The 26,356-nt window shown below is 71.1% G+C and carries 26 protein-coding genes and 3 pseudogenes; 14 read left to right on the forward strand and 15 right to left on the reverse strand.

Annotated features, from left to right (window positions below):
- Window positions 1-75: 75 nt before the first annotated feature.
- Window positions 76-2,358 (reverse strand): WD40 repeat domain-containing serine/threonine protein kinase, encoded by a 2,283-nt coding sequence (locus FRADC12_RS11060; protein ID WP_157488801.1) that lies wholly within the window; start codon window positions 2,356-2,358, stop codon window positions 76-78.
- A 494-nt stretch (window positions 2,359-2,852) separates the two neighbouring features.
- Here FRADC12_RS11060 and FRADC12_RS11065 point away from each other — a divergent pair, with 494 nt between their 5' ends.
- The 3 genes and pseudogenes from FRADC12_RS11065 (at window position 2,853) to FRADC12_RS33040 (ending at window position 4,410) form a co-directional block, all read left to right on the forward strand.
- Window positions 2,853-3,443, forward strand: coding sequence for a Fic/DOC family protein (locus FRADC12_RS11065; RefSeq protein WP_045876587.1), 591 nt, complete (start codon window positions 2,853-2,855; stop codon window positions 3,441-3,443).
- Between the two features lie 158 nt (window positions 3,444-3,601).
- Window positions 3,602-3,928: pseudogene (locus FRADC12_RS34855) on the forward strand (CHAT domain-containing protein); the annotation flags it as partial.
- A gap of 170 nt (window positions 3,929-4,098) precedes the next feature.
- Complete coding sequence (locus FRADC12_RS33040; protein WP_045876589.1) at window positions 4,099-4,410, forward strand: hypothetical protein; 312 nt, start codon at window positions 4,099-4,101, stop codon at window positions 4,408-4,410.
- Between the two features lie 78 nt (window positions 4,411-4,488).
- Here FRADC12_RS33040 and FRADC12_RS11080 read toward each other — a convergent pair whose 3' ends face one another.
- The 4 genes from FRADC12_RS11080 to FRADC12_RS11095 all read right to left on the reverse strand — a co-directional run bounded on the left by FRADC12_RS11080 (window position 4,489) and on the right by FRADC12_RS11095 (window position 6,583).
- A complete protein-coding gene (locus tag FRADC12_RS11080) occupies window positions 4,489-4,926 on the reverse strand; it encodes a hypothetical protein (protein WP_045876590.1) in 438 nt (145 codons plus the stop codon).
- The gene (locus FRADC12_RS11085) at window positions 4,919-5,740 is read right to left on the reverse strand and encodes a helix-turn-helix transcriptional regulator (protein ID WP_052710839.1); all 822 of its coding nucleotides are present in this window, start codon (window positions 5,738-5,740) and stop codon (window positions 4,919-4,921) included. The genes FRADC12_RS11080 and FRADC12_RS11085 overlap by 8 nt, the downstream gene beginning before the upstream one ends.
- Entirely contained in the window at window positions 5,737-6,078 is a 342-nt protein-coding gene (gene fdxA, locus FRADC12_RS11090; protein ID WP_045876591.1) for a ferredoxin, read from the reverse strand. Before fdxA ends, FRADC12_RS11085 begins: the two co-directional genes overlap by 4 nt.
- A gap of 244 nt (window positions 6,079-6,322) precedes the next feature.
- Window positions 6,323-6,583, reverse strand: coding sequence for a hypothetical protein (locus tag FRADC12_RS11095; RefSeq protein ID WP_045876592.1), 261 nt, complete (start codon window positions 6,581-6,583; stop codon window positions 6,323-6,325).
- A gap of 673 nt (window positions 6,584-7,256) precedes the next feature.
- Here FRADC12_RS11095 and FRADC12_RS11100 point away from each other — a divergent pair.
- A complete protein-coding gene (locus FRADC12_RS11100) occupies window positions 7,257-7,487 on the forward strand; it encodes a hypothetical protein (protein WP_084011310.1) in 231 nt (76 codons plus the stop codon).
- Window positions 7,488-7,722: 235 nt separating this feature from the next.
- Here FRADC12_RS11100 and FRADC12_RS28335 read toward each other — a convergent pair whose 3' ends face one another.
- Window positions 7,723-7,959: a hypothetical protein gene (locus tag FRADC12_RS28335; RefSeq protein WP_052710841.1), complete on the reverse strand. Its 237-nt coding sequence runs from the start codon at window positions 7,957-7,959 to the stop codon at window positions 7,723-7,725.
- 140 nt (window positions 7,960-8,099) lie between these two features.
- Entirely contained in the window at window positions 8,100-10,118 is a 2,019-nt protein-coding gene (locus FRADC12_RS11110) for a heavy metal translocating P-type ATPase (protein ID WP_283215122.1), read from the reverse strand.
- A gap of 190 nt (window positions 10,119-10,308) precedes the next feature.
- Here FRADC12_RS11110 and FRADC12_RS11115 point away from each other — a divergent pair, with 190 nt between their 5' ends.
- The 4 genes from FRADC12_RS11115 to FRADC12_RS11130 all read left to right on the forward strand — a co-directional run bounded on the left by FRADC12_RS11115 (window position 10,309) and on the right by FRADC12_RS11130 (window position 14,135).
- Window positions 10,309-10,713, forward strand: coding sequence for an ArsR/SmtB family transcription factor (locus FRADC12_RS11115; protein ID WP_045876593.1), 405 nt, complete (start codon window positions 10,309-10,311; stop codon window positions 10,711-10,713).
- A 214-nt stretch (window positions 10,714-10,927) separates the two neighbouring features.
- The gene (locus FRADC12_RS28340; protein ID WP_157488804.1) at window positions 10,928-12,853 is read left to right on the forward strand and encodes a protein kinase domain-containing protein; all 1,926 of its coding nucleotides are present in this window, start codon (window positions 10,928-10,930) and stop codon (window positions 12,851-12,853) included.
- A 128-nt stretch (window positions 12,854-12,981) separates the two neighbouring features.
- Complete coding sequence (locus FRADC12_RS11125; protein WP_198152862.1) at window positions 12,982-13,779, forward strand: phosphatase PAP2 family protein; 798 nt, start codon at window positions 12,982-12,984, stop codon at window positions 13,777-13,779.
- A gap of 62 nt (window positions 13,780-13,841) precedes the next feature.
- On the forward strand, window positions 13,842-14,135 hold the full coding sequence (locus FRADC12_RS11130; protein ID WP_052710844.1) for a DUF167 domain-containing protein: 294 nt from the start codon (window positions 13,842-13,844) through the stop codon (window positions 14,133-14,135).
- A gap of 53 nt (window positions 14,136-14,188) precedes the next feature.
- Here the strand turns inward: FRADC12_RS11130 and FRADC12_RS29555 are convergent.
- The 4 genes and pseudogenes from FRADC12_RS29555 to FRADC12_RS11145 form a co-directional block, all read right to left on the reverse strand.
- Window positions 14,189-14,413 (reverse strand): annotated as a pseudogene (locus FRADC12_RS29555) (recombinase family protein); the annotation flags it as partial.
- A gap of 627 nt (window positions 14,414-15,040) precedes the next feature.
- A complete protein-coding gene (locus tag FRADC12_RS11135) occupies window positions 15,041-15,394 on the reverse strand; it encodes an ArsR/SmtB family transcription factor (protein ID WP_052710845.1) in 354 nt (117 codons plus the stop codon).
- Between the two features lie 73 nt (window positions 15,395-15,467).
- A complete protein-coding gene (locus tag FRADC12_RS11140) occupies window positions 15,468-16,592 on the reverse strand; it encodes an SPFH domain-containing protein (RefSeq protein WP_045876595.1) in 1,125 nt (374 codons plus the stop codon).
- 15 nt (window positions 16,593-16,607) lie between these two features.
- Window positions 16,608-16,841: an NfeD C-terminal domain-containing protein gene (locus tag FRADC12_RS11145; protein ID WP_084011311.1), complete on the reverse strand. Its 234-nt coding sequence runs from the start codon at window positions 16,839-16,841 to the stop codon at window positions 16,608-16,610.
- A 218-nt stretch (window positions 16,842-17,059) separates the two neighbouring features.
- Here FRADC12_RS11145 and FRADC12_RS11150 point away from each other — a divergent pair, with 218 nt between their 5' ends.
- A complete protein-coding gene (locus FRADC12_RS11150; protein ID WP_045876597.1) occupies window positions 17,060-17,446 on the forward strand; it encodes a VOC family protein in 387 nt (128 codons plus the stop codon).
- An 809-nt stretch (window positions 17,447-18,255) separates the two neighbouring features.
- Here the strand turns inward: FRADC12_RS11150 and FRADC12_RS11155 are convergent.
- Complete coding sequence (locus FRADC12_RS11155) at window positions 18,256-18,846, reverse strand: TetR/AcrR family transcriptional regulator (RefSeq protein ID WP_045876598.1); 591 nt, start codon at window positions 18,844-18,846, stop codon at window positions 18,256-18,258.
- 590 nt (window positions 18,847-19,436) lie between these two features.
- Between FRADC12_RS11155 and FRADC12_RS11165 the strand changes: the two genes are divergently transcribed.
- The 4 genes from FRADC12_RS11165 (at window position 19,437) to FRADC12_RS11180 (ending at window position 24,008) form a co-directional block, all read left to right on the forward strand.
- The gene (locus FRADC12_RS11165; protein WP_157488805.1) at window positions 19,437-20,840 is read left to right on the forward strand and encodes an ATP-binding protein; all 1,404 of its coding nucleotides are present in this window, start codon (window positions 19,437-19,439) and stop codon (window positions 20,838-20,840) included.
- Window positions 20,837-21,583, forward strand: a complete 747-nt coding sequence (locus tag FRADC12_RS11170) for a response regulator (RefSeq protein WP_157488806.1) — start codon at window positions 20,837-20,839, stop codon at window positions 21,581-21,583. Before FRADC12_RS11165 ends, FRADC12_RS11170 begins: the two co-directional genes overlap by 4 nt.
- Window positions 21,580-22,296, forward strand: coding sequence for a hypothetical protein (locus FRADC12_RS11175; RefSeq protein ID WP_045876601.1), 717 nt, complete (start codon window positions 21,580-21,582; stop codon window positions 22,294-22,296). The genes FRADC12_RS11170 and FRADC12_RS11175 overlap by 4 nt, the downstream gene beginning before the upstream one ends.
- A gap of 179 nt (window positions 22,297-22,475) precedes the next feature.
- Complete coding sequence (locus tag FRADC12_RS11180; protein WP_052710847.1) at window positions 22,476-24,008, forward strand: serine/threonine-protein kinase; 1,533 nt, start codon at window positions 22,476-22,478, stop codon at window positions 24,006-24,008.
- Here FRADC12_RS11180 and FRADC12_RS33810 read toward each other — a convergent pair.
- The 3 genes and pseudogenes from FRADC12_RS33810 to FRADC12_RS34290 all read right to left on the reverse strand — a co-directional run.
- On the reverse strand, window positions 23,968-24,186 hold the full coding sequence (locus FRADC12_RS33810; protein ID WP_255355244.1) for an SAM-dependent methyltransferase: 219 nt from the start codon (window positions 24,184-24,186) through the stop codon (window positions 23,968-23,970). The two genes, FRADC12_RS11180 and FRADC12_RS33810, sit on opposite strands and share 41 nt — an antisense overlap.
- Entirely contained in the window at window positions 24,162-24,380 is a 219-nt protein-coding gene (locus tag FRADC12_RS33815; protein WP_052710848.1) for an SAM-dependent methyltransferase, read from the reverse strand. The genes FRADC12_RS33810 and FRADC12_RS33815 overlap by 25 nt, the downstream gene beginning before the upstream one ends.
- 46 nt (window positions 24,381-24,426) lie before the next feature.
- Window positions 24,427-24,558, reverse strand: a pseudogene (locus FRADC12_RS34290) (toll/interleukin-1 receptor domain-containing protein); the annotation flags it as partial.
- A gap of 273 nt (window positions 24,559-24,831) precedes the next feature.
- Between FRADC12_RS34290 and FRADC12_RS11190 the strand changes: the two are divergent.
- Entirely contained in the window at window positions 24,832-26,349 is a 1,518-nt protein-coding gene (locus FRADC12_RS11190) for an MFS transporter (protein ID WP_198152863.1), read from the forward strand.
- Window positions 26,350-26,356: the final 7 nt, after the last annotated feature.

Genomic DNA, 26,356 nt, shown 5'->3' on the forward strand with positions numbered 1-26,356 from the left:
CGCTGCGACCAGGCGGAAGGCCGGTCCGGGCTGGGCCCGGACCGGCCTTCCGCCTGCTGGCGGGCAGGCGCTGCACTAGCTCGACGTCCAGAGGCGGACCGTGTTGTCCCGGCTTCCACTGACGAGCATGCGTCCGTCAGGGCCGAACGCCAGCTTGGTGATCGTGTCGGTGTGGCCGGACAGTGTGTTCCCGACCGGGCGCGGTGCCGACGGGACGGAGACGTCCCACAGCCGGATCGTCCGGTCCGCGCCGGCGGTGGCCAGGGTGTGGCCGTCAAAGGCGAGCGCGACCGCCCACACCTGGTTGGGCTGGCTCAGGGCGGCGAGCAGCCGCGGAACCGACGGGACCGAGATGTCCCACAGCCGGACGGCATGGTCAATGCTGCCGGTGATGAGGGTGCGCCCGTCCGGGGTGAAGGCCAGCGACTCCACAGCCTTGACTCCGTTTCCCGACTGGACGGGCAGGACGCCAAGCTGCTGTGGTTGCGACTGCGGGTTGGAGACGTCCCAGAGCCCCACCGAGCCGTCCTGGCCGGCGGTGGCGAGTATCGATCCATCGGGCGAGAACGCCACGAACCACACCTCACCGCCGTCGAAGTGGAACGGCTGGCCCACCATGCTCGGTGCCTTCAGGTTGGACACGTTCCACAGCCGCACCGTGCCGCTGTGGTCGCCGCTGGCGAGAAGGTTGCCTACTGGCGAGAAGCCCACCGACCACGCTGGTCCACCGCCCGCATCGACGAGCGGTACGCCCAGCCGCCGCGCCGCCGAAGGAACCGAGACGTCCCAGAGCTGCACCGTGCCGTTCCTGCTCGCGCTGGCGAGGGTGAGCCCGCCCGGCGCGAAGGCCACCGCCATCATCCCCGTCGTGTCGCCGGTGCTCAGCGCCGGAAGCGCACGCGGCTGCGCGGGACGGGAGATGTCCCACAGCGCCATCGTGCCGTTCTGGCTGGCGGCGGCGAGGGTTTTCCCATTGGGCGTGACGGCGACGCCCCACACCTCGCCCTTCGCGTCGGTCAGCGGTTCGCCCAGCGCCCGGAAGTCAGCGCTCGCCGACGCGGTTACCGCAGCCGTGGCCGATGGCGTCGATGGTCCGCCGCCTAGCCCGCCGTTGAGGGCGAAGGCGGTGACGGTCGCGGCGAGGACGACTACCGCCGCCCCGGCCGCGAGCAGGACGGTTCGCCGCCGACGGCGCGGACCAGGCTGGATGCCCGGCTCCTGGCCGGGGCCGTCCGCCGGGACCGCCTTGCCGGCGGGTCCCGGGTCAGCTCGACGGGTGCTCGCCTCCGAGAAGCCGGAGTCCGCAGGCGCCGGGGCGTTCGTCGCCGAGCGCGACAACGGCGTCGAGGACGGGTCCGAGGTTGTGCTGACCGGCCGCCGGAACGGCGGTGGCCCGGTCATCGGCCCCTGAGGGCGGGTGGCCGGGCCGTCCGCGTCCTCGGAAGACAGGCCCGACGCCGGGGTCGAAGGCGGCGTGTGGATCTGTCTGACGGCGTCACCCAGCTGCGCCGCGGTGGGGCGGGCGGCCGGTTCCTTGGCCAGCGCGCGGGCGGCGAGCGGCCGCAGGGTGCCGGGAATCCTGCTGAGGTCGGGGGTCTCCTCCAGGACGCGGCGCATGACCGTGGGAATCGTGTCGCCGGCGAACGGGGCACTGCCGGTCGCGGCGAAGACCAGAACGGCACCCCAGGCGTGAATGTCGACGGCGGGCGTCACGCCCTGGTTGAGGACCTGTTCCGGGGCCATGAAGGCCGGGGTGCCGATCGCGCTCTGGGTGGCCATCGTGGTCGTGTCGAGCGCGCGGGCAATCCCGAAGTCGATCACACGGGCGCCGAACGGGGAAAGCAGGATGTTGCTGGGCTTCAGGTCGCGGTGAATGACGCCGGCGGCGTGGATCGCGCGCAGCGCGTCGGCGACCGCGCCGGCGAGCCACTCCAGCTGGGCCGCCGGCAGCGGGCCGTTCGCACGGATCCGGTCGGAGAGCGTCGGGCCGTCGACGTACTCGGTGACGAGATACGGGCGAGACCCCGTGATGTTCACGTCCAGGAGCGCGGCCGTGTAGGCGTTGTGGACGCTCTGGGCGGCCCGCGCCTCGCGGGCGAAACGCTCCCGGAACTCCGCGACGGTCGCCAGCTCCGGCCGGATCACCTTGATGGCCACCAGCGGCCCTACTGTGGCTGCGTCCGCGGCACCGCTCGTGCCAGTGCTGGGGCCCGCGGCAGCATTTCCGCCGGCGGCCCGGCGACCGAGATAGACGGTTCCCATGCCGCCGTGCCCGAGCCGGCCCAGCAACGTATACGGGCCAAGCTGGTGTGGGTCGAAGTCGTCCAGTGGTTCCACGCCCGCTGGGACGTCGCTCACGTCACCCCCCTGACGCAGCGGGCACCGGGCATGGCCTCGTGGCAGCCCGGCACCGTCGATACCGGGCCATGTATACCCTATCGATCTTCCCGTCCGGTAGGTCGGATAGGCGACGTGACCGTCACGCGACGACCGCCACAGACGCTGAGTTCCAGACTTTCCGTCCGCCACATGCAGCCCCTACACATCGCTGGACACCACGGTCCGTGGGCGGACGGCGCCCCGCCTGTCAGCCTGGCTCGGCCAAGTCCGCGGGCCCGGGAAAGTTCCACCCGAATCCCTGTAGAAAGGTCGCGAGGAACACCCATGGCTCTGGAGGTGGCGGGTGAAGATCGACGGCACGCGCGGCGGGCTGGACACGGCGCCGCATCGGGCTCGGGCAGCCGGCGACCTCCGCCACGATGGAGCGCGCACGGTCGAGGTCACGCACGGCCCGCACGCGACGGGCCAGATCCGGCTTGACACGTCGGTCATGACGCCCGGCCGGGCCGTCAGTGGATGACGACCCGTACGTCTGGCCCGGCACGGACTGCCTGCAGAACCTGCTCGGAATCCGAGACCGCGAAGAGTTCCACACGGCCGAGCACGAGATCGTCCGTGCCCGCAGGCTCCAGCTCGACATGGCATTCCTGCCCGGCGACTACGACACGGAGCACCTGCGCGGCTTCCATCGCTACCTGTTCCAGGACGTCTACGAGTGGGCCGGTCAGTTCCGGCAAGGCGACATCTCCAAGGACGGCCAGCCGTTCACCCCCGCCGGGGAGCTCACCGAACGGCTGGACCGCCTCTTCGACCGGGTCGCGGCCCGCAAGCTCTTCGTCGGAATGGAATGGGAGCAGTTCATCGGCGGGTTCGCCATGCTCTACGGCGACCTGAACGGCATCCACCCGTTCCGCGAGGGCAACGGTCGGACCCAACGCGCGTTCCTGCGCCAGCTGGCCGCGCACGCCGGCTGGACGGTCGACTGGAGCTCGCTCGGCCGCTTCGCGAACGCCCGCGCCTGCGAGCGCTACCTGAAGACGGGCAAGCCCCACGCCCTGATCAAGCTCCTCGCCCCCATCATCAAGAAGCGCCCCAGAAGCTAGAGCCGCTGCCCGGACGGAGTTGGCCGGTCGTGCGAGTGTGAACCTGGCTGGTGAACCACGCGGCGCCAGCCGGCCGGCGCTGGCGCCGCTCTGGTCCGTGTGCATCTTGTTGGTGCCCTGGGGTGTGCCTGGGGCGTCGGGCCTGTCACGCTGTGTCCATGCGAGATCGTTCGGCCGGGGGGCCGGAACGGCTGACTGATCTGGGTGCGATCGCGGCCAAGCTCGCCGAACCGGCTGGTTACCACGTGCTGCACCTGTCCGCGCACGGCTCGTCGGCTTCGGTCGAACTTCAGGACGAGGACGGCCGGCTGGTCACGGTCGCGGCCCAGGATCTGGTGACCGGCGCGATCCGAGCCGCGAAACGACCGCTGCCGGTCGTGGTCCTCTCCAGCTGCGCGGGTGCCGCCGGTGGCAGCGACGGCCTTGCCGCGGCGCTGGTCCGAGGCGGCGCGGACCGGGTCGTGGCGATGCAGACGTCGGTCACCGACGACTACGCGACGACCTGGGCGCGAGTTCTACCGAGAGCTGGCCAGCAACCCGCGGTTGACCGTGGCGGCGGCGGTCGCACAGGCGCGTCGGGTCGTGGAGCAGCAGCGACTGGCGGCTCGACGCGTAGACCGCCCGCGGCTGCTCGCCCCGGAGCGCCACCGTCGCGATGGCGGCGGAACAGGCCGGCGACGGCGCGACGGGGCTGGCCGACGGTGAGCGGGAGCTGCTCGCTCAGGCTGGGGAGGCGTTGGGTGACCCGCGCTGGGATGACAGCGCGCGCCTCGCGCTGGTCGGCGAGCTCCTTCGCAAAGCGCGACTGGTCATCCTGTTCGACGACTTCGAGCAGACCCTCACGGCCGATGGGCGGCAGACGGTCTTCCAGAAGTCGCACATGATCGGTAGATGTGCGGCGAGGTCGAGGTGCACGACATCGACGAAGCTCGGACCGAGCAGCGGGTCGGCGAACGCCCGGCCGTAGAACGCGGTGACCAGTGTGGCGATGTCCTCCCGTCTGTGATGTCGCGCGTCGGCGCGTCCGGTGCCCCGCTGCCGCCGGTCATCTCAACAGCTCCTGAGCGAGCAGGGCGCCGAGCGTGGGCAGCAGGATCACTTTGACAGCTTCCAGGGCGATGTAGGCGACGTGCAGGTGGGACGGTGGCGGCGGGTTTCCCGCGATCACCTGCACGGCCCGCCGGTCGAGGCTGGGGCGCAGCGCCGCCACTTGGACGGCGAGAACGGCAAGGATCGCGGCGGTCACCCCCCACGCGGGCGTAGCAGGTGCGTGAAGGGCCAGGGCAAGCAGAAGTAGCGCACCCAGGGCGATTTCCAGCCGGTTGACCGCGCGGAACACCAACCGGCCGATACCCAGGCCCAACGGGATCGTGATCTCGGGCGCGCGGAACTTCAGCGGCGCCTCGAGAAACGAGATCCCGGCGACCAGCCCGAGCCAGACGAACGGGACCGCGACCTGAAGGACCCGTGCGGCGTCACGCACGCGATGCCCCGCGAGCCGCCGTCGCCCGGGTGGTCAGGTGCGCCACGCACAGGCCGGGCTCGGCGAAGGGCACGAGGCGGGTGTCGAGAGGCGGTGCGGCGAGGTGCTCCAGCGCTCCGCGAAGGAGCCCGAGGTGCAGGGTGCAGACCACCTCGGGATGTGCCTTGGCGACGCCGAGGAACGGACAGGCATGCAGCAGGACGCGCTTTGCGCCGGGTTCGCCGGCGAGTTCCGGATCGAAGCCCACCTCGGTGAACAACGCCATGACCTCCCGCATGACGTCGCCGAGCGCCCTGGTCTGATGGCCCGCCGGCCCCCGAGCGTTTCCAACGATCAGGTGGCCGTCGGGTGACCGCGCCGAGTAGCACTCGTCGGCCCAGGCACGGCCGGCCCGCTCCGCCCGCGCGGCCTTCTCGCCGGCGCTGTCCGCCAGATTCGCCGCGAGCATCGCGGCAAGGTGCTCGTAGCCGCCTCGCTCGTCGCCGGGACTGGTGGGCGCGTAGGTGACCCGCGGGCGACCAGGTGTCGAACGCGCCCGCGGCCCGGACACGACGAGACCTGCGGCGGCCAGCCGGTCCAGGTGGAAACGGACTGTCGACACGGCCAGGCCACTTTCCAGGGCGAGCTCGCGGGCGTCGAGCGGACCCGGGGCCGCGCGCAACAGGCGCAACAGGTCCAGGCGGCTGGCCACCGCCAGCGCGCCGTGCCGGCGGCTCCGGTCAGCCGCCGCGTCGCGGGCCGCGCCGACGCGCTGCCCGTCCCCGCTCGGCCCGCTGCGCCCGCCGGGGCCGGCCGGACCGGGACCGCCGGTCATGCCCGGGACGGATGACCGGCGACCAGGAGGGTGTCGACGCCGACCACGCCGACCTTGCCCGCTCCACCAGGCGAGCCCAGTGCGGTGGCCCGGCCAGGCAACGGCTCGGCGAAGAACCGAACGTTGTCGGCGATGAACGGCTGGCGCGCCTCGGGGACATCGTCCTCGTAGGCGATCGCCTCGACCGGACACACCGGTTCGCACGCCCCACAGTCGACGCACTCATCGGGCTGGATGTACAGCGCCCGGCCACCCTCGTAGATGCAGTCGACAGGGCACTCCTCGATACACGCCCGGTCCAGGACGTCGATGCACGGCTCGGCGATCACGTATGTCACGGCGCACCCCTCGATCGGCGACGATCTCGTGGCAGAGTTTACACGATGAATATCGTTTTTACGTGGTCGAGACGCGAACGGGTCCCGGTGCCACTGGCCGGGCCAGGTCGCGGATCTCCGCCAGGACGGGCCTTGTCAGGGTGTCGGCAGGGTGTTGGCGTTTGGCGGTGCGGTGTGCTGTCGAGCAGCGCGCGAGCGTGCGCGAGCACGGTCGGGTCGCTGTCGACGTCCGCCTGCCGGGCGTTCACCGCTGGTTGATGAAGGTGCCGCCGCTGGCGACGGACTCGACGCATGAACCAGAGTTGCCGACCGTCTGCACCATCGAGCTGTTCCCGGAAACGACGTTGTTGGCAACCGGCGAGCTGGCCGGAGAATTGTTCCCCGTACCCACGCTCTGACCGTTCTGGAGAACCATCAGCGTAATGCGCTCAGGTAGCAGCTCGGCATACTCCGCCGCCAGCTCGGCGGCATCCATTCCCGGGCGGTCTGTCCCCGTCAGGTCCATTACCTCACCGTCTCCCATGACTCGCTCACGCTTCTGCCCTCCCTCGGACGGCGCCTGCGTTGACGTACCCCGAGCGTGCGGCTTCGGTCCTCCGAAGGTTGTCAGACGCGCGCATCGGCCGGCGGCGCGGGTCCGCCGCCAAAGCGAGTCGGTACCGCACCGGTTCTCACGGCCCACAGCATCGAGCCGCCATGGCACCTTAGGCCTGTCCATGACGGACCACAACACGATGTTGACCGTCGCGATACTGCCGGGTCCCTGCACGCGGCGCGACCGACAGGGATTAGGGAATCGTCATTCAACAACTTGATCATTTGATCTATGCCTGGGAATGCCGTGTGATCATGTCGGTAGAACGGGTCAGCCACCACCCACGGGCTCTCCCCGTGGCCTCCCCGCCAACCAGGCGGAACCCGATTGGGACGGCCGAGACGAAGGCGGCCGCGGCGGCGTCTCCACCAAACGGCCATCGGAACCCGGGAAGGTGCTCGGCGCCCGGCGCCGCTTGGGATCTGCCGCGCTCTGACGCTGCTCGGTGGCAGTCGGACCAGGCGCAGCGCAGGCCCGTCGATCCGGCGGCGGGTGCCCTGGCAGACTGGGCTGAGGCGATCGGCTATCTTAGCCGACACTCGTCACATAGACAGTGTCCGACCCGTCAGTTACCGTCTCTACGATGACCGATGCGGATGGTAAGGGCCTCCGGGGCGCGCGCCTCGTGGGCATTGGATACCTGATGGTCGCCTCGGGCGATCCCGGACCGCGCTGCTACCAGCTCACGCTGCGTCCCACCTTCCCCCAGCCCGCCGGGGAGCCGGGACTCGGGCGTGTCTGGCGTAGGGCCGACGTGGCGCAGTGGATCACGGTCTACCGCCCGGACGAGGCGAACAAGCCGAACAGCAGCTAGCCCAGCCAAGGCTTGGACGAGCGCGGCATCGGCGCACCCGGGCTGCATGCGGAACGTGCCCAGTAAACAGCCCGAGGCACACGACAGCGACGCCGTAAGCCGTCCGGCGTGCACGGCGGCGCGCCCATGCCGGCGGCTTCCCAGCCATCGACCCCGGCTGCCACGGACGCGCACGACGCACCGTCGCGCGCCCCCGAAGAGCCGAGCCCTGGCCGAACCGCGCAGGCCCTTTCATTCAGGAGGCGGGGATACCGGTGACGCCGAGTTCGTGGCCGAGCGCGACCCAGTTGGTCGCGATCTTCTCCTGGACGTCGGCGAGGGTCATCTGGCCGGAGCAGACCGCGCGCTTGGCCGCGTTCTCTACGGGGTCCTTGTCGTTGTGTTCCCCTTTTTCGGGCCACAGGTTCGCGACCGCGGTCGGCGAACCGCCGATCTCCAGGGAGATCAGGTGGTCGAGTTCGTAGCTGCCCATCGCGGTGCCGGCATAGGCGCCGTAAGCGGCGATCGCCTCGCTTTTGATCTTGTTGGTGTAGGACGTCGGCGGGCGGATCGTGGCCGTCCACCCGGACTTGCAGACCGTCGAGCCGATCGTGGCCTGAGTGACCGCTGGGTTCAGCGCGCCGGGTGTGCAGGTCGGGTCGGGCTCTTCGTTGTTGTCCCGCCGCGACGGCGGCTGCGGGTCGCAGCATCCTCCCGGTGACGCGGGACGGCGATCTGGCCCTTCCTCGGTGGCTCATCGGCCGACCCGGTACGGGCGCGCCGCCAGGCGGCGTCCGCGAGCAGGCGTAGCCCGTTGAGGCCGACGATGACGGTGGAGCCTTCGTGCCCGGCGACACCTATCGGCAGCGGCAGGGAGCCACTCAGGTCCCAGATCACGAGTCCGGTGATGAACATGGCGGCGATCAGCAGGTTCTGCACCACCAGGCGGCGGGCCCGCCGGGCGAGCGCCAGGACGGTTGGGATGGTGGCCAGTTCGTCGCGGACGACGACGGCGTCGGCGGTTTCCAGGGCGAGGCCGGAGCCGGTGCGGCCCATGGCGATGCCGGTGTGGGCTGCGGCGAGGGCAGGGGCGTCGTTGACGCCGTCGCCGACTACGAGCACCCTGTGTCCGGCCTGCTGGAGCCCGGTGATGGCGGTGACCTTGTCCTGAGGCAGGAGCCCCGCGCGGACGTCGGTGATGCCGGCCTCGTCGGCGAGGCGGGCTGCCGCGCGCGGGTTGTCGCCGGTGACCAGCACGGGCGCGTTGCCGGTGAGCGCGGTCAGCGTGGCCACGCTGACGGCGGCGTCCGCGCGCAGCCGGTCGGCGATCCCGATCAGCCCGACCGGGGTGCCGTCGATCTCGACCAGGACGGCGGTGCGGCCGTCGCTTTCGAGGTGGGCGGCCACGGCGGCGGCCGGGTGGTCGTCGCGGCCGTCCAGCAGCCGGGCGGGGCTGCCCACCGCGACCACTCTGTCCTCGATGGTGGCGGTCACGCCGGTGCCAGGGGCCGAGCGGAACTCGGATACCGGCGGCACGGGAAGGTTGCGGACCCTTGCGGCGTCCACGATGGCACGGGCGAGGGGGTGCTCGCTGGGATGCTCGGCCGCTGCCGTGATCCGCAGCAGCTCCCGCTCATCGAGGCCAGCGGCGGCCAGCGGCCAGATGTCCGTCACCCGTGGGGTGCCCTCGGTCAGGGTCCCGGTCTTGTCGATGGCGACCTGGTCGACCTGCGCGAGGCGTTCCATGACGACGGCGGACTTGACCAGAACGCCGTGGCGGCCGGCGTTGGCGATCGCGGACAGCAGGGGCGGCATGGTCGCCAGCACCACCGCGCACGGCGAAGCCACGATCATGAAGGTCATCGCCCGCAGCAAGGTCGGCCGCAGAGGAGCGCCGAACAGCAGGGGCAGGGCGAACAGCGCCACCGTGGCGGCGACCAGGCCGAGGCTGTAGCGCTGTTCGACCTTCTCGACGAAGAGCTGGGTCGGGGCTTTCGTCTCGGATGCCGCCTGCACCATCGCCACGATCCGGGCGATCACCGAGTCGGACGGGTCCCGTTCGACCTTCACTCGCAGCGCCCCAGCGCCGTTCAGAGTGCCGGCGAACACCTCGTCCCCTGGCTCCTTCGTCACCGGCAGCGGTTCACCGGTGATGGTGGCCTGGTCGACCTCGCTCGCCCCGTCCAGCACGCGGCCGTCGGCGCCGACGCGTTCCCCGGGGCGTACCAGGATGGTGTCGCCCACCCGCAGCCACCCGGCAGGCACCGCTTCCTCGATCCCGTCATCGGCCACGCGGGTAGCGGTGGCCGGGGCCAGGTCCAGCAGCCCGCGCACCGAGTCCGCGGTGCGTGCGGTCGCGATCGCCTCCAGCGCGCCGGACGTGGCGAAGATGACGATCAGCAGTGCTCCGTCCAGCACCTGTCCGATCGCCGCGGCGCCGAGCGCCGCGACGATCATGAGCAGGTCCACGTCCAGAATCTTGTGGGTGAGCGCCCTGAGGCCCGCTATGCCCGGTTCCCAGCCACCGGCGGCGTAGGTGACGGCGAACGGCGGCGCCCACGCCCACGCCGGAGCACCTAGCAGATACGGCGGCAACCCAACCAGGAACAGCACCAGCGCCGCGCCCGCCCAGCGAGCCTCGGGCAGCGCCACGATCCTTCCGCGGCGCCGCGGCACCACCGCGCCGTCAACGGCGCCGGGGGCTGAAGCAGGACATGTGAGGGTGGAAGACATCGCGGCGGGGTCCTTCGCAGCCGAGTGCGACCAGCGTCCAACCCCATCACCCTACCTGAACATTTGAACATTGGTTCATACGTTCATCGTGACGGCGTAGGATGGAGCCATGGGTCATGGAGCCGCGCCCCCCGGTGACCCTGTTCCGCGCGCTCGTCTCACCGCGGACGGCGCCGCGCAGGTGGCCACGACGCTGCAGGCGCTGGCGGCGCCGTCGCGGCTCCTGATCCTGGCCCGCCTGCGAGAGGGCCCGCTGCCGGCGACCGAGCTGGCCTCGGAGGCCGGCCTGGAGCAGTCCGCCTGCTCTCACCAGCTGCGCCTGCTACGCAATCTCGGCCTGGTCGTCGCCACCCGTAAGGGCCGCTCGATCGTGTACTCCCTCTACGACAACCACGTCGCCGAGCTCCTCGACCAGGCCCTGTACCACGTAGAGCACCTCCGCCTCGGCCGGAGCGACACCACATTCAGCCTCGGCGAGCCGGAACAGCAGGACGAGACCGTCCCGACAGCCTGATCAAGCGCATCACCCCTGCCCGGCCTGACGTCATCTACCGGATCGGATTGATCCACAACAGTCCGGAGACGGCGAGCCCCAGTTGTAGGCGATCCACGCGACGGTGGCCCGGGCCGCCTTCGACCAGGGCGCGTCGGTAAGGTCGAAAGGTCGAAATCGTCCGGTCCCCCAGGGGCAACGGGCGTAGGGAGGCCACACGGACAGAGGAGCGCCGGTGGGAACAGCACATCCGGATGGCCCGGACGTGGTGACGCCCGACGAAACCCCCTTCTCGTCCGCGCCCAGCGTCAGCGCGACGCCCCATCCGGTTCGCCCGGGAGGAGCGAGGGCGCTGAGCCCCGGCGACCCGACCTGGGTGGGTCCCTACCGTGTCGAGGGGCTGCTGGGCCGGGGCGGGATGGGCAGCGTCTACCTGGCCAGCTCTCCCACCGGCCAACTGGTCGCCGTCAAACGAGTCCGCGCCGAGCACGCCACCGACCCCAGCTTCCGGCGGCTGTTCGAGCGCGAGGCGCGACTCGCGCAGCGGGTGGCTCGGTTCTGCACCGCCGAGGTCCTCGACTTCGGCGACGACGACGGCCACCCGTACCTGGTCACGGAGTTCGTCGACGGCCCGACGCTGCACGAGGAGATCCACCGCCGGGGCCCGCTCGAGCCGGCCCGCCTTGAGCGGCTCGCGGTCGCGGTCGCGACCGCGCTGGGCGCGATTCACCGTGCCGGGGCGGTGCATCGCGACCTCAAGCCAGTCAACGTGCTGCTGTCGCCCGACGGTCCGCTGGTCATCGACTTCGGCATCGCGCAGGCGTTGGACTCCACCACCCACCTCACCCGCGACGCCTCCGGCACGCCGGCCTTCATGGCGCCCGAGCAGGCACGCGGTGACCGGGTCGGCCCAGCGGCCGACGTGTTCGCCTGGGGCGGCGTGGTCACGTTCGCAGCCACTGGCCGTTCTCCCTTCGGCACCGGCCGCCCCGAGGTCCTCCTTTACCGGGTTGTCCACGAACGACCGGACCTCACCGGCGTCCCCGGTCCGATGCGCGGACTCGTCGCCGCCGCGATGGACCCCGACCCGGCCCGCCGCCCGAGCACCGAGCAGCTGCTCGCCCGCATGCTGACGGCCACGCCCGGCGCCGCGTTCCTGGGCGGGCGCGACGCGGCGGATGAGATACCCGCTCCGTCGGCGGGCGCCATGCCGGCGGGTGCCATGCCGCCAACAGCCGCCGGGATGGCGCCGCCGATGCCGCTCGCGGCCCCGGCCGGGCGACGACCCGGTGTCACGCCGCTGGACTCGGCATCGGTCACGCCGATGACAACACCGGCCGACCCGCGCCAGCTCACCGTCCCACCCAAGCCCACGGGACCGCGGCCGGCGGGTTACCGCGCCGCGGGCCCGGCGCCTCGGCGCACCGGTCGTGTGTCCCGCCGCCAGGCGGGCGTGGCGGCCGTCGTCGCGCTCGCCGTCGTCGCGCTCGCCATCACCGCCCCGCTCGTGTCCCGCCACGGTTCAGCGCCTGCCGCCAGCACCCAACCACGACGCGGCCCGACGACGGCCCTGGCAACGGTCCCGGCGGCGGCGACCACACCGACGCTCACCCCGGCAGCGGCTACCTCGGCGAGCACCGCGACGACGGCGCTGGCAACGGTCCCGGCGGCGGCGACCAGACCGGCGGCCGCACCGGTTGCGGCTACCTCGGCGAGCACCCCGGCAGGTAATCCGGGACCCGTTGGACCCAACCTTGTCTCCGACGGCGCCTTCACCGACGCGACCCTCAACGCGTGGAACCACCAGGTGTGGAACACGGCCGTCGTCAGCTCGGGACGAAACGGCGGGAAGGCCGCACAGATGACCGGTCAGCCGACGGCCGGAATCTCCCAGATCGTCACAGGGCTCAAGCCTGGGACACGGTACGAGCTCACCGGCTGGATCAGCTCAAACACCGGCAACTACAGCACCTACGTCGGGGTGAAGGCCTACGACGAGGAGGCCAAGGGCGTCTCGCGGGCGATCAACTCCACCACCTGGTCCGAGGTAACGATGACCTTCACCCCAGGTCCGGGGTACACGACGGCCGAGGTCTTCTGCTGGCAGGCCGTCGCGGGGACTGGCTACTGTACCGACGTCGGTCTCCACACCCTGAGCTGAGCTAGGTACGGTTCACTCTTTCCTGGGAAATCTCGCCGTATTCCGCCCCGCAGATCCCGTCCGCCTTCGCGGACATCAGCCTCTCCGCGAAGGCAGGGAGCCTCGGCGCCCTGGCCTGTGAGCCCGTGTTGAACACCCCCGAGTTTCCCGATGTCGGCGCCACCGTGCTCGGCGTCGACCTGCTGCTGCTCTGCGCCTTCGCACTGCACGATCGGGCGCCCGTCAAGGGCGCCAACCGTGCCGAGGACCCTGGCGGGCTCGTCCCGCCGGTCGTACGCCCGTTCTGTTGGCTGGTCATCCTGCCGAGCCTGACGACCGTCGGCGTCCTCGCCAGCCGGGTCGCGGGCAGCCACGGCCCACTGAAGGTCGACCAGCGCATCGACAGCCCCGTCGCCTACCGCCTGCTGCCGTCGCGGCCCGTGTTGAACCGTCTGGTCGAACTCGGCAGCCCGACCGGCGTCACCGTGTTGTGCACGCTGCTCGCCCTTGGCTGTCTGACGCTACGCCGGATGCGGGCCGCGACCCTCGCCGCAGCCGGCCCGACACTGGCCGGGGCACTGACCGAGTACGTACTCAAGCCGCTGATCGGCCGACACAAGGGCGGTGGGTTGGCATTCCCCAGCGGCCACACCACCGGGGCCGTCGCCGTCGCCGTCACCATCACCCTCTTCCTGCTACCCGGCGGCACCTTCGCCGGACTACCGCGGACGCTACGGCTACTACTGGCAACGTTCGCGGCCATCCTCGCCAGCGCCCTACCCCTCGGCCTGATCGCCCTGCACTACCACTACGCAACCGACGTGCTCGCCGGCGCCGCGCTCGCGGTCGCCCTCATCCTCACACTCGCGCTCCTGCTCGACGCGGCGCAGCCGGGGTTCAGGCCCAGCCAAGGGCCCCGGCGCTGCTGGCACCGTGAAGTTCACTGAGGTAATGCCCTATGAGGCGGCGGCGCGCCCGGCCGGAGGCCACACCGTCGACAATGGGGCGCGTGCGGGTGACGATCAGAGTGCGACCAGGGGCCGGCAAGACCGCCGTCGGCGGTGAGCTGGGCGGCCCGGACGGCGAGCCGAGCCTGGTGGTGCGTGTCTCAGCGCGGGCGGTCGATGGGAAGGCGACCGAGGCGGCGCTGCGCGCACTCGCCGACGCGCTCGGCCTGCGCCGTGCCGATGTGTCCCTCGTACACGGCGCCACAAGCCGCACGAAACTCGTGGAGATCATTACGCCGCCGGCCGATGAGCCCGCGCTACGCGACCGCCTGACCGCCCTGCGCCAGCGCCGTTGACCAGCGCATACCGCCAACCGGTCGCCCGAACCGGGCGACATACGCCCGGCGCGCGGCGGTTGCATCACAAGGTCCAACTTCGGCCGCGAGACCCTCGCGCCGCTGGCGATGTCGAGGTGGATATCGCGTTCGGCGACGCCGACGCGCAGCAGCGCGTCGACTTGATGGTCGACGTTCTGGTCCGCGGTCGAGACCCGCGCGTAGCCGATCAACACGGCGTCGGTAATAGCCGGTCGCGACGTTTGTCGACATTGAATTTCGACGCGGGTTGTCGACACCCTGTGAGGGGTCTACGGGTCGCCGTCGCCCAGTGTCGACAGGCGACCGTTTACCGACAAGCTCCCCGGGTGAAGCGATCCGGCCAGCCCAGCCCCGGTCGACGGCCGTGTAGGAGACGAAGAAATCCCACCGCGACGCCGGCTCCCCGCTTGAAACCTCCGTAACGGACACAGCCCCCGGCCCTCCCACCCACAGCGAACCCACGCACCGGAGACCGCCAGTCGACGGGAGCGCGAGGCCGGCCGGCTCCCGTGGGCGGTGCGCTGCCCGGTCAGCGCCAGCGACGTCTCGCACAAGAAGGACCGGTCCCAGCGCAAGGCCCGCATGGACCAATGCACCCGCGAACGGCTGCCGGTCCTGCCCGCGCTGGCCGCCTGGGTCGAGACCAAACGCGCCCGCACCGCCGGACCGCTCGCCGCCGCCGAGGCTACCCCGCCCGGCGAACTGTTCACCGCCGCCGGCTCCGAGACGCTGCGCCGGACGGTGATGAGCACCCTGACCACCGGCCGCCTCTGGGCCGAACCGTCCGGCGGCGGCCGACGCCGGGACCTCACGGTCGGTGAAGCAGCCGAAGACGGTGTCCGCGGGCGCCTGGATCAGCACCTCGACCTCGACGACGTCAGTGGTCACGGGTCCTCCCGGTGCTCCGAGCGCGCGTGCTCCGCCTCGGCGAGGGCCTTGATCTGGTTCAGGCGCTGTTCCCACTCGGCCTCGACGACGGCCCGCAGAGGGCCGAGGCCTTCCTCGTCCGCGCGGTAGAGGCGGCTGGTCCCCACCCGCCGCTCGGTCAGGAAGCCGGCGGCCTTGAGCACCCCGATGTGCTGGCTGACGGCCGACCAGGTGACCTCGAAGTGACCGGCGAGCCCGCTCGTCCGGACACCGGTCCGTGGCCAGCCGTCGAGGAGCGCCCAGGCATCGGCGACGGTGATCTCGAGTCCTGGTGAGGACCGGGGACGCCAGCCGGGGTCCCCGGTCCTCACCAGCGATGCGCCTAGGCTGCCACTCCCTGGAGCGACCAGCTACAGAAGGCGTTCATGCTGCCGGGTGATCGCTTCAGCTCAGCTCTGACTTGGATGAGCGGTCGTCGTCGCCGTCGTAGTCCGGCTGCCGGACGCCGGCCCGCAGCGCTTCGAAGATGGCCATGCCCTGGCCGACGAGCCCGCTCGCGATGTCGCTGATGCCCTCGGCGCCGTTGAGGACGGTGACGTTCGCTCCGGCCAGGCCGGATGCCGCCTGCTTGACGATTTCGGGCAGCTGGTCGATCAGCATCCGGTCGAGCGCGACCCGGTTGTAGGACGCCGCGGCCTCGGCCTGGATCTTCATCTTCTCGGCCTCGGCGAGGGCCAGGATGCGGACCCGCTCGGCCTCCGCCTCGGCCGGGCGGACGACCTCCGCGACGAGCTGCTGCTGGCGCAGGTCCGCGGCGCGCTGGGCGAGCTCGGTCTGGGCGGCGATGACGTCACGCTGCACCCGGGCGGTGGCCAGCGGCCCAGCCTGGGCCGCCTCGGCCTGCGCCTTGTCGATCTCGGCTCGGTACTGGGCCTGCACGACCGCGGTCTGCCGCGCGTACTCGGCCTGCTTGCGCTGTGACTCCTGCTCGGCTTCGGCCGCGGCCTGGTTGGCCTGCGCCTGCGCGATCTGGGCCTGCCGCTGAATCGCCGCGTTGTGCGGGGCCGCGATCGCCGCGATATAGCCGAGCCTGCCGTCGTCGATGGACTGGATCTGCAGGGCGTCGACGGTCAGCCCGATCCGGGCCATCTCCTCCTTGGAGCCGTCCAGCACCTCGGTGGCGAGTTTCTGCCGCTCCTGGATGATCTGCTCGACCGTCATCGAGCCGATGATCGAGCGCAGGTGGCCGGCGAAGATCCGCCCAGCCAGTACCGACATCTGGTCCTGGTCGGAGAGGAAACGCTGGCCGGCCGCGACGATGGACTCGGGATCGGGCGCGACCTTGAAGGCGATGACGGCACGGACGTTCAGCGCGATGCCCTGGTGGGTCACACAGGTCTCGGCGACCTCGGCCTCGTACATCGACAACGAAAGAAATCGCACCTTGCGGAAGAACGGCATCACGAAACCGCCGTGTCCGGTGACGACCCGGAACGGAGCCTCGCCGCGGTGCTTGCCACCGGAGATCAGCATCGCCTCGTCGGGCGCCGGGACTCGATAGCCGAACATGAGGTGCTCCCTTTGTCAGCGATCCGCGTTGAGCGCCGGGGTGTCCGTCCAGGGCACCACGTCGACGGTTCTGGGCCCTCGGGTACCGATGACGAGGACAGGCGCGCCCTTGGGTAGTGGATCGTCGGACCAGGCGAGGTAGGTCTCGACGCCCCCGCGGACGCTCACCTGCACCTCGCCGGCGCCGTCGAGGCCACGAGTGGCGACGGTGACATGCCCTGCGCGACCGATCACTGCCGGGTCGCCCACCGCGCCCACCTCCTGCCGGCGCCGAGGCGCATGGCCCATCTCGACCAGCTATACACCCATTCAGATCGGAGGTGCCATGCGATCCGAACCCGCGTCGCCGAGCTGACATCGGCCCGGGCCGCCGGGCTCGCTGGGCGAGATTCGTCGGCCGTGGAGCGGTGAGTTTCGGCGGGGCGCCGGGTCGTATGTGATGTCATCACAACCTCAGGAGGGGCGGCATGGCGCTCACGGCTACCGGGATCGGCGCGATCAGCCTGGTCTGTGTTCCGACGATCGAGCAGGACACCGCGATCGCTTTCTACGAGTCGCTGGGCTTCGAGAAGCGGACCGACACGCCGTTCGGCGGCGGCTACCGCTGGGTGGAGGTGTATCCGCCTGGGGGTACGACCGGCATCGCGCTCGCGTCCCCGCCGGACGGCGACATCACGCCCATGCAGACCGGGATCACCCTGACCACCGACGACATCGACTCCACCCACGCGGCGATGAAGGCTCTCGGCGTGGACGTGGACGCCGACGTGGCGCGGCTGGGTGGCCCAGTTCCGCCGATGTTCTGGTTCCGTGACCCCACCGGCCACACGCTGATGGTCGTCGAGCAGAGCTGAATGCGAACCGACGGGCCCACCGTTCGGATCGGTGCTCTCGTTCCGCTGACGCAGCCCGTCCAGTGGTGAGGAGAAGCGACGCGGCGCCGAAGGGAGGCCGATGGCGAGCCGGCAGAGGATCTTCGCCAGCACGGCCCGGTTGGGCGAGGTAACAGTTTTCCCCGCGACGAGGCCAGCGGCGACCGCCTCCAACCGCCGTCGTTTCCAGGAGCGCGGGAGACCGTCCACGAGGAGAGCGATGCCTACAAGAAGCGCGGAGAGGGCGACCACGAAGCCAGCCGCGGACACTCCGGGCAGGTTCTCCGCCACGCCGATCGCGCCGCCGAGCACCAAGAACGACCCGACGTAGATCTGCCAGGCCCCGTTCGCCAAAGTCCAACAGGACCGCCCGCTCGTGGATGGGGGATCACGGTGGATCCACGAGCGGAGCCGGGTCGGCGGCACGGGCCGGATCCGGTTCTTCGTCTCCTATGCGGGGGCGGACCGGGGCTGGGCGGAGTGAATCGCCTGGCAGCTCGAAGATGCCGGCTGGTCGACGGTGTTGCGGGCGTGGGACTTCATGGCCGGGGAGAACTTCGTCGCCCGGATTCACGACGTGCTGACGCGGTCCGAACTCGGTCGGCGATGTCACGCAGGGCGTCGACCGCGTCGAAGCGGCTGGGACCGGTGCGTTCGACGGTGGTGCCGACGGTGGCCCTGCGGAGTGTCCGTGCCGCGGCCGTCCGGGCGGCACGGCGAGACAAGGCGCGCAGCTCATGCTCGCCGCCGTGATCGGTCCAACGCGTCGGGGCGCCTGGTGCCCAACCGCCTCAGGAGCCGCTGTCCCGCGAACCCCGCTCGCGTTGGCTCTGGATCAGCGACGCCAGCAGGGCGTCGAGATGCGCCGTCGGGTCGAAGTCCGGATCGGGGATCGCCAACTGGTGCAGGACGAGTCCGGTCAGGTAGTTGCCGATGATGTGGACATGATGGTCGGGGTCCGTCGAGCCCACCAGGCGCAGCCAGGTAGCGAACCAGGTGTTTACCCGGGAGCCGGTGGCCCCGAGCTGCGCCCGTAGCTCGGGGCGGCGGGAGGCCTCGACGAGGATCGCGTACCGGGACAAGGTCAGTGCCCGGTTGCGGCCCGCGCTGTCGCGGGCAAAGACGGTCAGGGCCCTGGCCAGGTCTGTAGTCGTTCGAGGTTCCAGGTGCGTGGCCAGCTCCTCCCAGTTCGCCCGCTCGCGCGCCGCGAACCGCTCCACGATCGCGTCGAACAGCGCCTCCCTGGTCCGGAAGTAGTTGGACGTCGACCCCGCGGCAAGCCCCGCCGCAGCGTCCACAGCCCGGTGCGTCAACGCGCGAACTCCCTGCTCCCCGAGCAGTTCGATCGCCGCGTCGAGAAGGTCATCCCGTCGGCCGGCCACGAAAGAACACTACATCTATAATCTTCAGGACTACAACTGTAGTAGCCTGCATCATTGGCGGCGCGATCACCGCTGCCGCTCAATGGGTTCCGGCCAGCGCGGCACTATCACCGCCTGCCGGCGCCGCGCCGGCCAGCCGGACCGGCCGACCACCCCACCCGGGACGACACCGCGCTTGAGGTCGCCGCGTTGATGGCCCGAGAACGAAGGCCTCTCGTCGCGGTCGTGGAGCGAGCCGAGAGCGGCTCCCGCACCCTCGGTGTGATCACCGCCGCGCACCTGCTGGACCGACTTCTCGAGGCCCGATGAGCGACTGGCACGGCCCGAGCGTCACCAGCGTCGCCGTGCGCCGCGTCGCCAGAAAGGCCGCGATCTCCTCGCCGGGAGACAGTGCCGGAGGCCGGTGGGACCCACCGACCAGCGCCTGCCGGCGAACAGGGAGACCGCCGAGGCGGGCGGCCCGAAAAGAGTCGAGGACAACGGCTGGCTGGCCTGCAGTGGCGGGCCGGTTCAGCATGACGCGAAGTTTTGCTGTCCTCCGGCCGTGTGGAACGCCATCGTCGTTCCTGGCAGAGGTGGGAGGGAGCAGCGTGCGATTGATCGCGGGGGGCCAGTTCGGCGCCGGCCGGGACCGGGAGGACCGGTCGCGGCCCGATGTCGTGTGGACCACCGCCGTACGGGCCCTCGACGCGCAGCATCGGACGACGTCGCTGATCCGCCTTGGCTTCGTCGCGGTGATGTGGGGCGTCGCCGCGAGTCTGCCCGCCGGCGGGATCGCTCGCGCCGGGCCGCAGCTCAGCCTTGCGACGGCTGGCTGCCTGCTGTCTTACGCGCACGCCCGCCCGGCGCTGGTCGAGGCGTTCGAGCGGCTGCCGGGGCTGGCGTCGGTCGCCGGCCACCTGGCGGCGACCCGGGGGCGCGCGACCTTTGACGTACCGGGCCTGCTCGAGGCGTTCGGCTCGGTCAGCGCCGGTCTCCTGTTCGCCGGGCCGTGGCCGGTGGCTGGGCTTTCCACTCCGATCCGATCGGTCGCCGTCATCGCCTCGGTCGGCTTCGCGTGGCTCGTCGGGCTGAACACCACGATCGACGCCGGCTGGTACGCACCCACGATGCCGGTCGTGATGGGCACGGAACGCAGCGTCGGACCGCCGCCGAAGGTGCTGGTCGTCTTTCGCCACCTCCAGGCGCTCCTCCTGTCGATCCTGGTGGCCCTCATCGTCGGCATTCCCTGGACGCCCGCGGTCGCGGCGATCCCGTGGGTGCTGCGGGTGTCGGCCATCTGCGTGATGCTGCTGCTTCAGGTCGTCTGGACCTGCTTCGAGCAGATCCTGACGGCCGCCGTGGAGACCGTGCGCGACGCCGAGGACGTGGTGCGCAAGGGCGCCGCCCAGGATCTGCACAGCCTCACCAAGAACGCGGTCCGGCTGGTGGCGACGGCCGTCGAGGCGGAGGCGCCGAACCCGAGCGAGGTGCGCGCGCTCGTCCGCGACCTGCTGGTGGTGGTCGAGGAGACCCGGCTGGCCATGCTCGCCGAGGGTGCGGCCTCCCGCGCCGCCGACGTGGCCGACCTCTGGCACGCCGTCACCCGCATCCTCGCGGACGGGGCCCGCTCGCGCTGTGTCCTCGCCGCCGGCGCGGACCTCGTGCTCGGCGGGACCGACTATCAGCTGGCCCGGCGGGTGCTGGCCGACCTCGTCGTCAACGCGCTGAAGGCGGGCGCCGGACGCGTCGAGGTCACCCTTGCCGTCGTCGGCGAGGGACCGTCATCCGATGTCGAGCTGGACGTCGCCGACGACGGTCCGGGCATGCCGCCGGACGCTCTCGACGACCCGCGTGGCAGCCTGCGGCTGCTCGACTGGGAGCTTCGCCGCTACGGCGGCGGGATCACCTTCACCACCGAGCGTAAGACGGGGACGGTGGTCCGGGCCCGGTGGTCGTCTCCCCGGCGAGTCCGGACCGAAACGCCGCCCGGCAGAACTCTGGAGACGCGATGACAATTCGGGTGCTGGTAGTCGACGACCTGCTCGGCGTCGAGGTGGCGGTCGCGCGCGCACTCGAGGACGAGTCGGACGTCGAGGTGACCGGGGTGCGCAACCCCCGCGAACTCGCCGCCCTGCTCGCGGCCGACAACGACTTCCAGCTCGCGCTGGTGGACCTGCACTATGGCCGCGGCGCCCCGGCGAGCGGCATCGCCGCGGTCGACCAGCTCAGTGCCTACAGCATTCCCTGCATCGTGCAGACCGCAGACGCCGAGGAGAACAGGGTGCTGTTCCTGCTGGCGGTCTTCAAGTTCTTCCCCGAGACCTGGACGTTGGTGTCGAAGAGCGCCGGGCACGACCCGATCCGCAGCGCGGTGGCGGCTCTGCGCGCCGGTTACCGCCCGGACGACACCGCGGCACGCCGGTACAAGAAGGCCATTCCCATGCTCGACGCGCTGGTCTGCCGGCCGAGTGACCTGCTGATCTGGCGCGCGCTGCTGAACAACTTCCGGGAGCCCCAGGTCGCCCAGGCCGCGCACGTCTCCAAACGGGTGGTCTCCCAGTTCACCGCCGACCGCAGGCCGGTGGTGGAGCGGATCGAGTCCGATCTGCTGGGCCGTCGCCCGCCGGCCGACGACGACATCGACCGGCGCGGCGCCAACCTGCTGGAGGTGTCCCGCTTCGCCCGGCTCAACGCCGACTTCTTCAACGACCCGGATGTGGAGCGCCTGTTCAGTCAGCCGCGGGCCGTCTGGTGAGCGCCGGCTGGCTGCCCGCGCTCGGCAGCGCGAACTCCCACGGCCCGCTGGTCACCTTCGTCGTCTGTCTCGCGGTCAGCCCGGGTGTCCCGATACTTCTCGGGCGCTGGCTCGAAGGCCGCTGGCCCCGGCCCAGCCGGGAATATCTCGCCTTCCTGTTCGGTGACCCGCTGCTCGCGCTGGGCGCCGCGCTCGGCGTGTGGCGCTGCGGCGGCACACCCCCGGAGCCGGCGCGCTGGCTGGTCTCGGGCGTCGGGGGAATCGCCATAGCCGCGGGCTGGCTTGGCTTCGGCCTCTGGCAGTGGAGGGCGGAGCTGCGCGCCGGGCTCTATCTGCCCGCCCAGGCTGTCGCGCCGACCAAGATCTGGCACCAGGTCGTCGTGTATCCACTGCTGGGATATCCCGTCACCGCCGCCGTGGTGGCGGGAGTACTCACTCCAGGTGCGTGGCGGATACCCGCCACGGCCGCGATCCTCGCTTGCGCGGCGGCCTGGGTCGCCTTCAACGTCTACGACCGCGGTCACCGCAAGCTCGGGCACCCACCCTATGACTGGAGGCGTCTGCGCCCGGTCCCGCAGCCGTGGCCGCCGGCGTCGGAATCGCTGCGCAGCGCCGCCCGAGCCGGTGCTTGGCCCGCGTGCGAAGTTACGCAGCCGGCGTGGCGCACAAACGAGAGCGACGCCACGGGACAACGCGCCACCAGGGCGAACTGACGCGTCGGAACGCGCAACGCTGCCCGCTGAAATGGCCCCCGCCAGGGCGCATTGTCGACCTGGAAACGATTTGGGCGCCGAGCCGGGCCGCAATGGCCTTCAGGAAATCTCCCGCCTGGTCGTTCGGAACGGCGGCCTCGGCGACCATTCGTCGCCGACACACAGGGAGACGACATCAGGTGGACGAACTGCGCCCCGGCGACCCCGGACAGCTCGGCTCCTACGCGATCGTGGGCAGCCTCGGAGCCGGCGGTATGGGCCGCGTCTATCTTGGCCGGTCCCGCGCCGGCCGACCGGTGGCTATCAAGGTCATCCGGCCCGATCTTGCCGACGATCCCGAGTTCCGGGAGCGGTTCGCCCGGGAGGTGGCGGCAGCGCGCATGGTCAGCGGGGCCTTCACCGCGCCCGTGATCGATGCCGATCCGCGGGCCGAGCGGCCATGGCTGGCTACCGCCTACGTGCCGGGCCCGTCACTAGACGAGGCGATCAAGGAATTCGGGCCTCTGCCGACCGCGTCGGCCGCAGCCCTGGGCGCCGGCATCGCCGAGGCGCTGGCCGCGGTGCACGCCGCCGGGGTGGTCCACCGCGATCTGAAGCCGTCGAACATCCTGCTCGCCGCCGACGGACCGCGGGTCATCGACTTCGGCATCGCGCGTTCGGTCGAGAACGTCGCCATGACCACGACGGGCGAGCTGATCGGCACGGCCGGGTTCACCGCGCCCGAGCAGCTCACCCATGCCCGGGGCGGCGTCGCCCCGGTCGGCACGGCGGCCGACGTCTTCGCGCTGGGAGCCGTACTCGCCGTCGTCACCACCGGCCAGGGCCCGTTCGGTCGCGGCAGCACGGTGGAGATCCACGCCCGGGTGCTCCACAACCCTCCAGCGATCGGCGGTGTGCCGCCGACGCTGCGCGACCTGGTGAGCCGGTGCCTGGCCAAGGACCCACGCCACCGGCCGTCGGTGGACGAGGTACTCGGAACCCTGACCAACGGCGGCATCACGATGCCCGACCTGAGCCAGCCCGGCTGGCTGCCACCGCGGCTGACGCAGGCGATCCAGTCGGCCCCGTCGTTTCCCGGCGGCACGGATGCGCACCACCGAGCCCTGACTCCGCCGTCGACGCGGCCGCCCTACCAGGGATGGCCCGAAGTCTCCACGGTCACGCCGCCCCCGCCGGCGGGTGGCGGCACACCGGCGGTTACCCCGCCGCCAGCCCGGCCCACGCCACGGCGGCCGGCCATCCTCGCGGGCGGGTCGCTCGCCGTGGCCGTCGTGGCGAGCGCCGTGTTCCTGAGCCGCTGCGGCAACACCCCGATTCTGCCTCCGCCCGCTCCCAGCACATCGCCCGTGACGATTCCCGACTCGCCATCGGGCAGGCCACCGAGCACGCCGCCGACCGCGGCCCCGTTCAGCTTCGACCCGCGATCCGCCGCGCAGTACAGCTGCGCGCAAACCGTCGACTCGGTGACGAACGGCAACACACAACCGGTCGATCTGACGTTCCAGAACAACCGTTCAGAACCGGTCCGGATCTATGTCCACGACGGCTTCGGCACCCGGCGGGCGCTGCAATACCCGGTCCTCGAACCGGGCAAGTCCACGACCATCACCGACGCGACGACCACCAAGGTCTACGAGGTGACGAACGACAACCTGATCTGCGAGGGGGTCTTCATCCCGTCCTCCGGCTCGACGGAGGTGACGATCTCCTAAGCGCGCTCCGGCCGCGCCGAGCCAGCGGAGCGGTGGCTGGCTCGGGGGTCGGCGGGATGCGGGCGAACCCGGTGTACGAGTCGAGCACCTTGCTGCAGGCCCGGCGGCCCGGGCGCCACAGCGGGGTCGAGACGACGCCGGGCTTCAGCAGCTCTAGGCCGTCGAAGAACCAGACCAGTTCCTCCGAAGTCCTGGACCGGTAAGGGGCGTTCCGGGGTTGCGCCGGATCGCCTCGTCCCGAGCAGGGCTCGCGGTGCCGTCGTTGAGGGCCAGGTAGCTCCCGCTCGGCGCCGCGCCAACGAGCTTGCGGACGATCGCGTACGCCTCGTCGTCGTCGATCACGTTGGCCATGACGCCGAACAGGATCAGCACGCCAATGGGACTCGAAGTAGGCCGGGGAACACAGAGCGATCGTTCGATGGGCGGCCTGCATCTGCCGGCTGGTCCAGGGCACAAAATCGTCGCCGGCCGGGGAGTCCCACGCCTGCACGCGGACCGCCTGGCGCTCAGCTTCTAGCGCGGCTGCGACCCAGGTCGCCCACGCCCCCACGCCTCGTCAGCACCGCAGTACGAGATGAAGAAGTCCGGACGCGACGGCTCGTCGTGTCGATCTTCCTGACTGGCCCCCATGACCATGCACCTACTCCGCGGTTTCTCGGGATTGCGGTCGTGCGGCTGAACAGCACGTTGCCGAGATCGTCATTTTTCGCCTCCGGATGCTGCCCGAAGCTGAGTGCCAGTGCTGTGGCCACCAGTGCCGACGGCCGGAGAAGCGGAGGACGAGGACATGCGAACCAGGGCGGGTACGAAAGAGTGGATTGGGTTGGCGGTACTGGTGCTGCCGTGTCTAATCGTGTCGATGGACGTGAGCGTGCTGCTGTTCGCGATGCCGTTTGTCAGCGGCGATCTGCGGCCGTCAGGCACCCAGCTGCTATGGATCATGGACATCTACGGCTTCGTGTTGGCCGGCCTGCTGATCACGATGGGCGCGCTGGGTGACCGGATCGGCCGGCGCAGGCTGTTGCTGATCGGCGCGGTGGCCTTCGGCGCCGCGTCGGTTGCCGCGGCCTACGCCGGCAGCGCCGGCATGCTGATCGGCGCGCGGGCGGTGCTGGGTCTCGCGGGCGCGACGTTGATGCCCTCGACGCTGGCGCTGATCCGGAACATGTTCCCGGACGCGGGTCAGCGCAAGACCGCCATCACGGTGTGGACCGGCGCGATGACCGGCGGCGTCACGGTAGGCCCGATCGTCGGTGGCCTGCTGCTGGACCACTTCTGGTGGGGCTCGGCGTTCCTGCTCAACCTGCCCGCGATGGCACTGCTGCTCCTGCTCGGCCCGTTCCTGCTGCCGGAGTACCGCAACCCGGCCGCCGGCCGGTTCGACACGCTCGGCTCGCTGCTGTCGCTGGCCGCCGTGCTGCCGGTCATCTACGGCATCAAGGAACTCGCGGTGTACGGCTACGCACCGCTGCCGGTCGCGGCCACCGTGGCTGGCGCCGGCGTCGGCGCCGTCTTCGTGCACCGGCTGCGAACGATCGCGTACCCGCTGATCGATCTACGCCTGTTCCGGAACCGGACCTACAGCGCGTCGGTGGGTGTCAACATGGTGACCAATTTTGCGACCCTGGGCTTCAGCCTCTACACGATGCAGTGCCTGCAGGTCGTCCACGCCATGAGCCCCTTGAAGGCCGCGCTGTGGTCGCTGTCAGTGACACCGTTCATCGTCGCCGCGATGACGGTCGCCGCAACCGCGGGCAAGAAGGTCCGGCCCGCTTACGTCATCGCCGCCGGTCTGCTGCTGTCGGCCTGCGGGCTCGCCGTGACCACCCGGGTCCACGCGCACCAGTCCCTGGCCGTCATCCTGACCGGGGCCGGACTGCTCGCCGCCGGAATGCTGGTCGCCACCACGCTCACCGCCGACCTGATCCTGACCGCCGCCCCCACCGAGCAGGCCGGCGCCGCGTCGGCCGTCTCGGAAACCGGCAGCGAACTCGGCGGAGCACTGGGCTTTGCCATCCTCGGCCCGATCGGCACCGCCGTTTACCACCATCGGATGGCCGGGCAGCGCCGCCGATGTCCACGGCCCGGCCGGGCGAGTCCTGCTGGAGGCCGCCCGCGCGGCATTCACCCAAGGCCTGAACCTGCCGGGCTTGTCCGGAGCGCTCGTCCTAGCGTCCGCGGCCCTGATCGCCCTCGCCGTCCTGCGCGACGTGCCACCCCCGGCCCCGGCGGAGCACGCGAGCCCCGAGGCGCCGGCGGCGGCGCCTGGCCCGAGGCTGACCGACTCGATGACCGGCGGGCGGTGACCGGCAAGGCAGTCGAGCCTCGCTGTTTCGGTTGAGCGTGCC

Source organism: Pseudofrankia sp. DC12 (assembly GCF_000966285.1).
Lineage (GTDB): Bacteria > Actinomycetota > Actinomycetes > Frankiales > Frankiaceae > Pseudofrankia.